Annotated in this window: 8 protein-coding genes; all 8 read left to right on the top strand. The window is 48.2% G+C overall.

The annotated features are described in order from the left end of the window. Positions 1-200 precede the first annotated feature (200 nt). The gene (locus C6Y40_RS10210; protein WP_105934514.1) at positions 201-2,450 is read left to right on the top strand and encodes a TonB-dependent receptor; all 2,250 of its coding nucleotides are present in this window, start codon (positions 201-203) and stop codon (positions 2,448-2,450) included. A 9-nt stretch (positions 2,451-2,459) separates the two neighbouring features. Beyond that, positions 2,460-3,410, top strand: a complete 951-nt coding sequence (locus tag C6Y40_RS10215; RefSeq protein WP_105934515.1) for an alpha/beta hydrolase — start codon at positions 2,460-2,462, stop codon at positions 3,408-3,410. A gap of 5 nt (positions 3,411-3,415) precedes the next feature. Then, positions 3,416-4,771 (top strand): prolyl oligopeptidase family serine peptidase, encoded by a 1,356-nt coding sequence (locus C6Y40_RS10220; protein ID WP_105934516.1) that lies wholly within the window; start codon positions 3,416-3,418, stop codon positions 4,769-4,771. A 131-nt stretch (positions 4,772-4,902) separates the two neighbouring features. Continuing rightward, a complete protein-coding gene (locus C6Y40_RS10225; protein ID WP_105934517.1) occupies positions 4,903-5,934 on the top strand; it encodes an AraC family transcriptional regulator in 1,032 nt (343 codons plus the stop codon). A gap of 219 nt (positions 5,935-6,153) precedes the next feature. Continuing rightward, positions 6,154-7,506 carry an MFS transporter gene (locus tag C6Y40_RS10230; protein ID WP_105934518.1) on the top strand — a complete coding sequence of 451 codons (1,353 nt, stop codon included), beginning with the start codon at positions 6,154-6,156 and terminating at the stop codon, positions 7,504-7,506. A 12-nt stretch (positions 7,507-7,518) separates the two neighbouring features. Continuing rightward, positions 7,519-8,916, top strand: coding sequence for an aldehyde dehydrogenase (locus tag C6Y40_RS10235; protein ID WP_105934519.1), 1,398 nt, complete (start codon positions 7,519-7,521; stop codon positions 8,914-8,916). Positions 8,917-8,991: 75 nt separating this feature from the next. After that, complete coding sequence (locus C6Y40_RS10240) at positions 8,992-9,831, top strand: p-hydroxycinnamoyl CoA hydratase/lyase (protein WP_240621902.1); 840 nt, start codon at positions 8,992-8,994, stop codon at positions 9,829-9,831. Between the two features lie 11 nt (positions 9,832-9,842). After that, positions 9,843-11,324 (top strand): AMP-binding protein, encoded by a 1,482-nt coding sequence (locus C6Y40_RS10245; protein ID WP_105934521.1) that lies wholly within the window; start codon positions 9,843-9,845, stop codon positions 11,322-11,324. Positions 11,325-12,051: the final 727 nt, after the last annotated feature.

Below are 12,051 nucleotides of genomic sequence, written 5' to 3' on the forward strand. Positions count from 1 at the left end.
AACGATAGAGAGTCTGACGCGAGCATGCAATGCACTTAACTAAATTAAATCGCTGTCAGTTTGTGCCTATTTTTTCGTCATCATATGTCATTAACCTTTAGCCTACATAAAGTTAACATTTGAGCCGTCGAATTAATCCGTTTTTTAACGGATAACCGGTTGAAATTAAATAAAGTGCGGCTCACAGGAACGCGAATATAATGAACAACAAGTACTCTACACAGTTTAAACGCAGTCACTTAGCTGGTTTAATTGCCTTGACTTTAACTGGCTCTTCTCTGTCACTCGGTGCTTATGCTCAGGAAACTGATGCAGATGAAAAAGACCTTGAGCGAGTGTTAATTACCGCAGAGCGGCGATCCGTTAGTGAAAATGAGATGCCTTTGTCTGTCATTGGTTTTTCCGGTGAGTCTTTGCAGAATCGGAACATCACGGATATGGATCGTCTGCAAACGCAGGTACCCAATCTACAGTTTAACGATAATGGCAACTCAAAGTTTATTAATATCCGGGGGGTTGGCTTATCAGAAGCTGCGCCAAACCAGACAAACGGCGTTGCTGTGCACCTTGACGGGGCATATGTTGCGCGTGAATTTGTTTACGGCGATGCATTTTTTGACCTGGCCAGCATTGAGGTGTTACGAGGTCCGCAAGGTACTTACTCCGGTCAGAATGCAAGTGGCGGAGCAATATTTATTAATTCGAAACGTCCCGAACTTGGCGTTACCGAAGGTTTCGCCAGCGCTGAAAAAGGCAACTATGATCTGACAAAATTTAGTGCCGGCGTATCATTTCCATTAACTGATAATCTTGCAATGCGCATAGCCGCTAACTCTGAGCGCCGCGATAGTTTTTACAGTAACCATGGACCTGATCCAGAGGACGATGCGAAACTTATCAACAATCAACCAGGCAACCTCAACCGCTCTTTGTCGCGCTTCCAACTGCTGTATTCACCTTCTGCAGACCTTGAAGTCAGGTTGATTCATGAGAACAGTAATAATTTTACAGACGGTGTACCTACCCAAAACTTTCCTGAATATGGCAATACCAAATTACCGGAATCGCCTTGGGATCTGAATTACGACATGGATACGTACCGGGACGTAACCTATAAGAGAAACACGCTGACTTTCGACTGGCAAGCCAGCGACGCGTTTAAAGTGCTGGGTAATTTTTCGATATTTGACAGTGTACAGAATATCCAAACGGACGGAGATTTTGAGTCACACCTGACTACCGATGAATCACAAGAAGGACGAAACTTTCATATAGTAGACAATTACTGGACGGGGGAATTGTCATTGGTATCTACCCTGGATGGGCCTTTCGAATGGACGGCAGGCGCTAGTTATATTGACTACAGACAGGAAAATTATCTCAATTTGCTTCGCTACAACACAGAACAATTCCCTGGTACTTCCTTAGATGTTGAGAACCATACGCGCCTGTACATGTATCTGGATAACAGACGGAAAAATAGCGCCGTTTTTGGTGAGATTGGATATTCCTTAACCGACGACCTGAATGTTAAGTTTGGCCTCCGTTATAATAAGGATGAGGTGGGCTTCTCTCCCGATTCTTACCTTACGCCAGGAGCAGGCTCTTATAACGCTACCAGTGGCTTCCCGTTACCGCAGCAGGATATGTTTGACTTTTCAGCGGTTACCGGACGTTTTGTCGTGAATTACATGGTAACAGACGATTCAATGATCTACGCAACGGTAGGCCGGGGATATAAACCAGGTGGGACGTCGCCGATGGGACCAACGTATGACGAAGAGGAAGTACTGAATAAGGAAATTGGCTGGAAAGGCACATTAACAGACGGCATTGATGGTTCTGTAGCGATTTTTCATATGGATTATGATGCGTTTCAACGAACTTACTCACCCACTGATAATCCGGCAGATTCAATTACCCGTAACGTAGACGGCACCACGATTGCCGGCATCGAATTTCAGGTTAAAGGGATTACCGGTGACTTTATGTGGGATATTTCAGGAGCATACAACGATGGTCAGTATGGCGATCTGGAATTCTACATGAGGCCTGGTGCCTATGATGGGGTTAATCCAACTCAGCCAGAGCCTATAAATCTAAAAGGACGACCAGTTGACTTCTTGTCCGATCGCTCTATGAGTGCGGGGATTGAATATATGGGGATTATGCTGGATGAAGCCGCATTGTTGCCATCGGTCAGGGTTTCATATCAATCTGAATTTTATACTTCGTTTTATCAACTGGACTATCACCTGACACCGTCACGAACGTTATGGGAGGCTAATCTGGCTTATGAGCACGACAGTGGATGGAGAGCCGATTTATACGTACAGAATTTGTTTGACGAAACCTATATCACCCAGGCTGGAGGTGCAGCAGATGGGCGGGGTAGTTTCCTGTTGGGTGCTCCGCGTCAGGCAGGCGTAAAAATCCGTTACACGTTTTAAGGAGAAATTATGCAAAACATCGTTATTGTATTTGCATTGTGTATAAGTCTGGCAAGTATTGCTGCTTGCCAGGCTCAGTCCACTGAACAGCTATCTGCAGTATCATTGACCAGTGGAACAGGAAAATATCCGGCTACAGCTGTTTCCGTAAGTGAAATGCCGCAAAATACACTGTTCTTACCGGTTCGATTACCTGCAGATAAATTACCGGTAGTCTTGTGGGGTAACGGCGGATGTATGGACAATGCGCTTGCTTATGGAGCATTCTTACGAGAAATAGCCTCTCATGGTTATATTGCCCTGGCGGCTGGTCAGCCTCTTGCAGAAGGTAAAACAGCAATAGAACAAGCTCGCGCAAAGCTTGCTGGTGAGCAACGCTCAGGAAGTCATCAGGTTGGCGATCCGGATAAAACAACCGCCACTCAGTTGTTACAGGGATTGACCTGGCTACAAAATGTCAATTCTCAACAAGATCATCCACTGTTCGGTCGAATAAATACCCGGAAGGTCGCGGTTATGGGCCATAGTTGTGGTGGCTTACAGGCAATTGAAGTGGCTACCGACAGCCGACTGGATACTGCCATTATTTTTAACAGTGGTGTAATTAATGAGCCGATGTCGGTGCAGAGTACGGCTTTAAAGGTTCGCCATGAGATGTTAGATAAAATCAATATTCCGTTAGCCTACATTAATGGTGGCCCTTCTGATATTGCATATTTTAATGCGATTGATGACTTTGAAAAAATAAACCATATTCCGGTGCTATTCGCCGAAAACGGCGTTGGTCATGGCGGTACATTTCGGGAGCCGAACGGAGGAGCCTATGCCAGGATCGCGCTTTTCTGGCTTAACTGGCAATTAAAAGGTGAGGCTGAGCAGGGGCGTTGGTTCACTGGCAAAGAATGTCTGCTATGTGAAGACTTTGACTGGCAGGTGAAGCGCAAGCAGTTGGGGGAGTGAATTAAATGCGAAGTTTGCTGATACCAATACTAGCCGGTTGTTTTTTTCTGCAATCCTGTGCCATTGAGCCCCCGGTGCCGGAAGATGCTAATACTCATGCTGACGTGAGGAAAACAGAAGGAATGCTGGCCGATGGCGCAATGTGGCGTGCCAGCGTGCCAAAAAACTGGAACGGAACTTTATTGCTCTATGCTCGTGGCTATTCCTCAAAATTGTCACCACCCAAGCTGGCCCCTGGCGACAGTGAAAAAATGTTACTCGACGCTGGTTATGCTCTGGTGGCGTCGCAATATCCTCAGGCTGGCTGGTCGGTAGAACAGGCAATTCCAAGTCAGGTTCTGGCGCTTGAAGCGTTTTCTAATGTATACACTAAACCTGATCGAATCATTGCTTGGGGCTCTTCGATGGGCGGACTGGTAACAGCGGCGTTGGCCGAACGCCATAGCGATAGGCTTGACGGAGCTATCACACTCTGCGCTTCAGCTTTTGGAGCTGTTCCGATGATGAATATGGCATTTGATGGCGCTTTTACCCTTGCAACGTTAATAGCCCCTGAGGAAGCGTTTTCACCAGTTGGAAAGGGGGATAACTTTGCCGCGGTTCGCAAGTTGATGGACAAGGTTAAGATAGCCAGAGAAACACCTTTAGGTCGAGCCCGTGTGGCATTGGCTGGAGTGTTGGGCGGTATTCCATCCTGGACGCAAAAACACACACCGCGACCAGACGCCACAGATTACAATCTACAGGAAGCCAATATAGCCAAAGCTATCGGAATGGGAGTGTTCTTGCCAAGAGGCGATCAGGAACGTCGTGCTCAGGGAGTATTTTCAGGAAATAGCGATATTGATTATCACAAGTTGCTTGCCGCCAGTGGTAGGTCGGATTTTGTTGAAGCAATGTATAAAATGGCAGGGGCATCGCTGGATGATGATCTGGCTACTTTAGCGCGCCAGGACAGAGTTAAGCCAGACCCGGATGCTGTTGAGTATATGCGCGAAAACTTTACGCCTTCTGGGCACGTCACTATCCCGGTACTCAATGCTCATACCATAGGTGATGGTATGACTTCCCCCGCGTTGCAGGCCGGCTATACCGAATTGATTATGCAACGAAGTGGACGTCATATGGTCGCTGCAGCCTGGCTTGAACGGGCGGGTCACTGTACTGAAACCTATGCTGAACACAAAGCGCTACTTTCTGTTCTGGAAGAACGACTGGACTCGGGTCAATGGCCAGATTTGTCTTCGTATTTCCAGAGTACGCATGACGATTTGAGCGAACTGTCCTTTACCGACTATGAGCCTTATCCTTTGCCTCGTGCGTGTATTCAAAGTCATTTGTGTGGACAGTCCTTACGTTAAAATATCCACTTTAATCTCTTGGACTGCGGTAAAGTCGTACACCCGTAGCTCCATATGTCAGTTGTAAATTGCAATTTTTTTACATAGCATTTACGACTCCGATTGTTCGTCTAGTCATTCAGGGAGAAGTCATGCAGGATGATAAAAGTAAGTATGGTAGTGCTTCTAATCATTACCTGACTGCCCTGTGTGAGGTTGCCGCCAATAATCAATTACATGTAGAGAGACTTTTACGGCGATGCAAAATCGAACCGAGTGCGATAAATAAACCAGGCTTAAGAATTCCAACCGAAAAATTATCCCGACTGCAACTTTTAGTGTGGAGATTATTGCGGGATGAGTCCGCCTGTCTTTGTGGAATCCCGATGAAGCCAGGCACCTATGAGATGATGGGAGAGTTAACTGTCCATCAGCCAACGCTCAGACAGGCGATTACGAAAGGAATTGCGTTTTATAATCTTGTTGTGGCTGATAATTTCATCGAAATTTCAGCGCAAGAAGACCGCGCTGAACTTATTTTTCGTTTGCCTGTACCGCATGCAGATCATAAGTATCTGTTTGCTGAAATGGTGCTTTTGGCCTGGCACCGTTATTCTTCCTGGCTTATTGCCAGCAGTATTCCACTGACCAAAGTAAAGTTTAATTATGCTCCGCCGCCACATATCCATGAGTATCACTATCTCTTTCCCGGTGAGCACGAATTTAACTGCAGCCATTTATCCATTTCTTTTCCCGATCATTATTTGTCTAAACCTGTAAAGCAAAGTGAGGGCTCGCTAAGTTCTTTCATGAAACGTTGTCCGCTTGAGTTGTTCCGGCAATATAAATCGGATTACTCGTTAACTTCAGAAATCAGACATTTGCTGATCAGCGATATAGAAAATGGCTTGCTCACCATTAATTTAGTTGCGTCAGCGCTGCACATGACTAGCCGAACACTAATGCGGCGATTGAAAGATGAAGGCACCTGCTTTCAGCAGATAAAAGACGTTGTACGACGAGATAGGGCCGTACTCTTATTAACGCAGCGCTCGACACCAATTAATCTTATTGCAGAGTTAGTCGGTTTCACCGACCCTGCTGCTTTTACCCGTGCTTTTCGCGCCTGGACTGGCGAAACGCCAAGGAAATTCAGGGCCATGCACAAAGATGAACTTGCCTGAACAGGAAACATCTTAAAGCAAAATTAGCTTCATCAAGCTTTTTTCTTTTAAGAAAGCCCTCCATATACATGCAAAAAGTACTCATTGTCATTATTTGACAATTATTTCGTCACTTTCTGCTATTTTACAATCAGGTACATAATATTAACATCTGGGAAAAGATTGGGTGGTCACGTTAACATCAACCTGGCCGTCCATTAATAAAACAGAGTGAATGTTATGAATCAGCACCCGTCCGAAATCCTCGACAACAGCAAGATGAGCCGGCAACAGGTTATTGCTGTTATTTTGTGCATTGCGTTAAATGCACTGGATGGATTTGATGTACTGGCAATCAGTTTTGCCTCTCCGGGCATCGCCGCCGAGTGGGCAATCAATCGCACCGAGTTAGGTGTAGTGCTGGCCATGGAGCTACTCGGAATGGCCTTTGGCTCAATCTTTCTGGGCGGTTTTGCCGATAAAATTGGCCGCAAACCTACTATTCAAACCTGCCTGGTGGTGATGACTGCCGGTATGTGTTTCTCGGCGTTTGCTAATTCGGTAACTACCTTACTGGTAGTGCGGTTTATTACCGGTCTTGGTATTGGCGGTATGCTGGCATCAACTAATGCCATGGTCGCTGAATACTCCAACCAAAAATTTCGTCACCTGTGCGTCATTCTGATGGCTACCGGTTACCCGGTTGGTGCGATTATTGGCGGTTCTATCAGTTCAGTATTGCTGGAAACCTACAGCTGGCGCTCAGTGTTTATTTTTGGCGGTGTGGTAACCGGTGCCTTTCTGATTATTGTTCAGTTATTCCTTGCTGAGTCAGTGGTGTACCTGGCCTCCAAACAACCTGCTAACGCGCTGGAGCGAATTAACCGTTCTTTACTGGCCATGCAAAAGCCGCTGCTCACGGCATTACCACCGCTTGCGCCTAACGCGGGGAAGAGCTCTTTTGTAGCCTTATTTACGCCGCAACTGCGGGCTACCACGCTGTTACTAATCGTGGCCTATTTTGCGCAGATCATGACTTTTTACTTCATTTTAAAGTGGATCCCTAAAATTGTGGTTGATATGGGTTTCCATCCTTCTCAGGCCGGACAGGTATTGGTATGGGCTAATGTGGGCGGCGCTATCGGTGCCACATTGCTGGGCCTGTTCGCCTCCAAATTACCGCTCAAACAGTTGCTGATTGGTGTATTGCTCGCCGGGTTTGTAATGGTCTCAGTATTTGGTATCGGCTATGAGTCACTGAGTCAACTGGCGTTGATTTCTGCGGCAACCGGGTTTTTTACCAACTCGGGAGTGGTTGGTCTTTATGCCTTAATGGCGCAGGCATTCCCGCCTCAGGTCCGTGGTTCCGGTACTGGAATTGTGATTGGTGTAGGACGTGGTGGCGCAGCATTAAGCCCGGTTGTGGCCGGTATTCTATTTACTCAGGGCGTGTCACTACAGGGCGTGGCCATGGTAATGGGAGCGGGAGCCGTGGTTGCCGCTATTACAGTCTTTCTGCTTGGTCGAGTGCAGCAACGTAAGTCTGCGCAAGATGCGAGTCCGATTTTAACAAAGCAAACTTGCGATAATTAAGGGGATTGAGGAATGAAATTCACCCGATTAAACCCAGTGACTGGTGAAGTTGCCAGCGAAGCAGAAGCCATGCAGGCAGCTGATATGGCGGCGGTTGCTGAAAAAGCCCAACAAGGGTTTGAAGCATGGTCGAAGGTCGGCCCTAATGCCCGCCGGGCGGTGCTGCAAAAAGCGGCAACCGCGCTGGAAAGCAAACAGGACGCCTTTGTTGCTGCCATGATGGGCGAGACCGGCGCAACGGCGGGTTGGGCAATGTTTAACCTGATGCTGGCGGCTTCAATGTTACGTGAGGCCAGCGCGCTGACAACACAAATTAGTGGTGAGGTTATTCCCTCAGATAAACCCGGTTGCATGGCTATGGCGCTGCGCGAGCCGGTGGGCGTTATCCTGGGCATTGCCCCCTGGAATGCACCGATTATTCTGGGTACCCGGGCGGTGTCTACCGCACTGGCGTGCGGCAATGCGGTAATCCTGAAAGCCTCTGAGATTTGCCCGCTCACACACTCGTTAATTATCGAAGCGCTGGCGGAAGCTGGCTTCCCGGAAGGCACGGTTAATATTGTGATGAACTCTCAGGATGATGCTGCTGACGTAGTGGGAGCGCTGATAGATGCTAAACCGGTGAAACGGATCAACTTTACCGGTTCTACTGCAGTAGGACGGATTATCGCTCGCCGCGCTGCCGACAACCTGAAACCCTGTTTACTTGAGCTGGGAGGCAAAGCGCCTTTACTGGTGCTGGAAGACGCAAACCTTGACGAAGCTGTGAAAGCGGCCGCCTTTGGAGCGTATATGAATCAGGGCCAAATTTGCATGTCCACCGAACGACTGGTGGTGGTCGACAGCATTGCCGATGACTTTGTTGCCGCGTTTAAAGCGAAAGTTTCCACCATGGAAACCGGCGATCCGCGCGAGGGTAACACCCCACTTGGTGCGGTTATCGACATGAAAACCGTTGAAAAAGTGAATGCTTTGATTGATGACGCAGTGAGTAAGGGAGCCACTCTGGTAACAGGTGGTAAAGCTGACTCTGTACTCATGCCCGCCACCATTTTAGATGGTGTCACCGAAGACATGGCGATTTATTCAGATGAAAGTTTTGGCCCTGTAGTCGCGGTGATCCGCGCCAAAGACGAAGCCGACGCCATTCGCATCGCCAACGACAGCGAATATGGCCTCAGTGCGGCGGTATTTTCTACCGATATTGCCAATGCACTGAAAGTCGCTAAACAAATCAAATCCGGTATTTGTCATGTCAATGGCCCAACGGTACACGATGAGGCGCAGATGCCATTTGGTGGTGTAGGTGACTCTGGTTACGGCCGTTTTGGTGGCAAGGCCGGTATCGACCAGTTTACCGAATTGCGCTGGATTACAGTGGAAACCGAACCTGGTCATTACCCGATTTAACTGCCCGGATGCATTGCCTTCTGCGATGCAGAGCATCGAATGCATCCCAATACTATTTTGCAAGAGGATTTAAACGTGTCAGTAGAAAGAAGTGAAGAAGAAACAGTAAAGGTAATTGTTGAGAACAAGATTGCCTGGGTGTACTACAACCGCCCGGAAAAACGCAATTGCATGAGCCCCAAACTAAATCGCCAGATGATGCGCGTGCTGGAAGATCTCGAGTATCGTGACGATGTGGGTGTGTTGGTGTTGTCTGGTGAAGGTACAGCCTGGACGGCAGGAATGGATTTAAAAGAGTACTTCCGCGAAAACGAAGCAAAAGGTCTGGGCGCAACCCGTAAGGCCCAGCGTGAAGCTTACGGCTGGTGGCGTGCACTACGCTGGTATCACAAGCCCACTATCGCCATGATTAATGGCTGGTGCTTTGGCGGTGGTTACGGGCCGTTGTTCAGCTGTGATCTGGCGGTTTCTGCAGAAGATGCCACCTTTGGCCTGAGCGAAATTAACTGGGGAATCCTACCCGGCGGCGGTGCCAGTAAAGTGGTGGCCGACCTGATGCCCCTGCGCAAAGCCATGTATCACGCCATGATGGGCGAAAATATCGACGGTAAAACCGCAGTAGAGTGGGGCCTTATCAACGAAGCGGTGCCGGCCGATCAGCTCAAAGCTCGGGTCACCGAAATGTGTAATGTGTTGCTGGAGAAAAATCCGGTTGCGCTCAAGGCCACTAAAGACGCTATTCGCCGCGTGAAAGAAATGACCTACGACAATGCCGAAGACTACCTGGTGCGCGCTCAGGAAGCGGCTAACAGCTTCGATAATGATGGCCGTAAGGAAGGTATTAAACAGTTTATAGACGATAAAACCTATAAGCCTGGATTAGGGGCTTATGACAAATCCAAGCAACAAAACTAAACGAGGCTGACATGGATTTTGTGACCCTGCAGGCGCGATTACGGCCAGGAAGTATTGCTGTTAACGATGTCACTCACTGTCGAACCTGGTCTTACACCGAGTTCGATAACACCATTAACCGGCTGGTTAGCTGGTGTCAGGTTAATGGCCTGAAGCAGGGTGACAGAGTGGCTTGTCTGTCTAAAAACCGGGCCGAGCTGGTGGCGCTGCACCTGGCTTGTGCCCGGGCCGGTTTGTTGTTTGTACCGTTAAACTGGCGGCTGGCCAAAGAAGAGCTGGAAGCGCTCATGAGTGACTGCACACCTGCGATTCTGATTGGCGATGAAACCGCCGCGGCCATGCAGTTCAACTACTATGACATTAATCAGTTGCTGAGCGACAGTCAGAGCTTAAGTGCAGCAGAGCCCGACTACGATGAGCATACGCCATCGCTCATTTTGTACACCTCCGGGACCACGGGTAAACCTAAGGGCATTATGCACAGCGAAGCCACGCTGATGGAAACCACTCTTAATATGACCCAGCTTGGCCACGTGAATGAGCACAGTGTGTTTTTATGTGAAACGCCGATGTTTCATGTTATTGGCCTGGTATCCTGCGTTCGCCCGGCACTTTACTGTGGTGGCAGCCTGGTGATTTCGGATGCCTTTGAGCCGGGTCGTACACTAAGCAGACTGGCCGATGAATCACTGAGAATAAGCCATTATTTTTGTGTGCCGCAAATGGCCAATATGCTGCGACAACACGACCAGTTTGATGTCAGCAACCTGAAAAATCTTAAAGCGCTGCTGACCGGCGGCGCTCCCCATCCTGAAGTGCAAATCCGTGCCTGGCTCAATGATGGTATCCCCATTGTGGATGGCTACGGCATGAGCGAAGCCGGCACGGTATTTGGCATGCCGTTTGACGTGCAACTGCTGGATGAAAACGCCGGTTGCGTTGGGTTAGCCACTCCAAGAGTCAGGGTGCGTCTTACCGATGAGCATGGTAAAGAGGTAGCCGAGGGGGAAGCCGGCGAAGTGGAAATTAAAGGCGGTAACCTGTTTGTTGGTATCTGGCAGCAAGAAGCCATGTACAAACAATGCTTTACTGCAGAAGGCTGGTTTAAAACCGGGGATATGGCGGTATGCAACCAGGCCGGTTTCTATCGGATTGTGGATCGCAAAAAGGATATGTTTATTTCCGGAGGCGAAAATGTTTATCCGGTAGAAGTTGAAGGGGTGGTGCTTAAGCATCCCGCGGTGAAAGATTGCGCTTTGATAGGCGTACCTGATGAGCGATGGGGCGAGGTTGGCCACCTGTTCGTGGTACCCTTTAACGAGCGCGACTTTGCTGATGAGGAGCAATTCCTGGCCGGCCTGAATGACCATCTTGCCCGTTATAAAGTGCCTAAATATGTCACCCTCACTGACGCTATTCCCCGCAACGGCGCAGGGAAAATCTTGCGTACAGTGTTGCGCGAACAGGTTGTTCATTTGCTGGCACAGCACTAACTGTCTTCTCATACCTTTCAGTACCGGATAAACCGCTAAATCCGGTGCTGACCTCCCGGCTTTACTACCATTAAAAAGCAAAAGTCCGTATAATCCCGCGAAAACGTAAGGCCTGGGTTTTGCCAGCAAGGCAAGGATTACTGTAATCACGCTCAGGGCCAGCACCCCCGAATAAAAATCAGGTTTAGTGAATGACCCAGCTGTTAGAAGAAATTAAGCGTCGCCGGACGTTTGCGATCATTTCGCACCCTGATGCCACCCAGCCTTTCAACGCTTAAAACCACCTTTCATTGCACACCACAATCACATCTCTACGTACTGAATTTAAAGGCTTTTTGTCTTTTTCTCGTTTCTTTGCTTTTCAATGATGTTCAAGCGTAACCTCGGAAAGTGTGTACAAACTTGAGTACAAATCGCCATATTTACCGTTTTTAGCCAAATTCCATGACACAAACCTAGCTGTAGGCCTTGTGCCTACTGGGTTTTAGCCAAAACTTGCCTATATTTTTTATGCCAAAAATCGAGAAATGATGGTAAGACGTTCGCGATTATCTCTAATTGTTTGCCGGTTGAGTTGGTTACCGGTTTTTTTTCTGCTGTCCTAAAAGTTCATTTGTATGGACCTGATCTTCTGAACAAATCATGCACCTTTCTGACCATCAACAAGTGATGAATCAGGCGATGATAGCTTTACATTGATTTTCAGGAGAATGCAGATGACAGCAGT

The sequence above is a fragment of the Marisediminitalea alba genome, from assembly GCF_002993365.1.
Classification (GTDB): Bacteria; Pseudomonadota; Gammaproteobacteria; order Enterobacterales; family Alteromonadaceae; genus Alteromonas; species Alteromonas alba.

Bases quoted from the DNA above. Each gene is read 5' to 3' on its own strand.
- C6Y40_RS10225 (WP_105934517.1), top strand. From the start codon at position 4,903: ATGCAGGATGATAAAAGTAAGTATGGTAGTGCTTCTAATCATTACCTG.
- C6Y40_RS10235 (WP_105934519.1), top strand. From the start codon at position 7,519: ATGAAATTCACCCGATTAAACCCAGTGACTGGTGAAGTTGCCAGCGAA.
- C6Y40_RS10245 (WP_105934521.1), top strand. From the start codon at position 9,843: ATGGATTTTGTGACCCTGCAGGCGCGATTACGGCCAGGAAGTATTGCT.
- C6Y40_RS10230 (WP_105934518.1), top strand. From the start codon at position 6,154: ATGAATCAGCACCCGTCCGAAATCCTCGACAACAGCAAGATGAGCCGG.
- C6Y40_RS10220 (WP_105934516.1), top strand. From the start codon at position 3,416: ATGCGAAGTTTGCTGATACCAATACTAGCCGGTTGTTTTTTTCTGCAA.
- C6Y40_RS10210 (WP_105934514.1), top strand. From the start codon at position 201: ATGAACAACAAGTACTCTACACAGTTTAAACGCAGTCACTTAGCTGGT.
- C6Y40_RS10215 (WP_105934515.1), top strand. From the start codon at position 2,460: ATGCAAAACATCGTTATTGTATTTGCATTGTGTATAAGTCTGGCAAGT.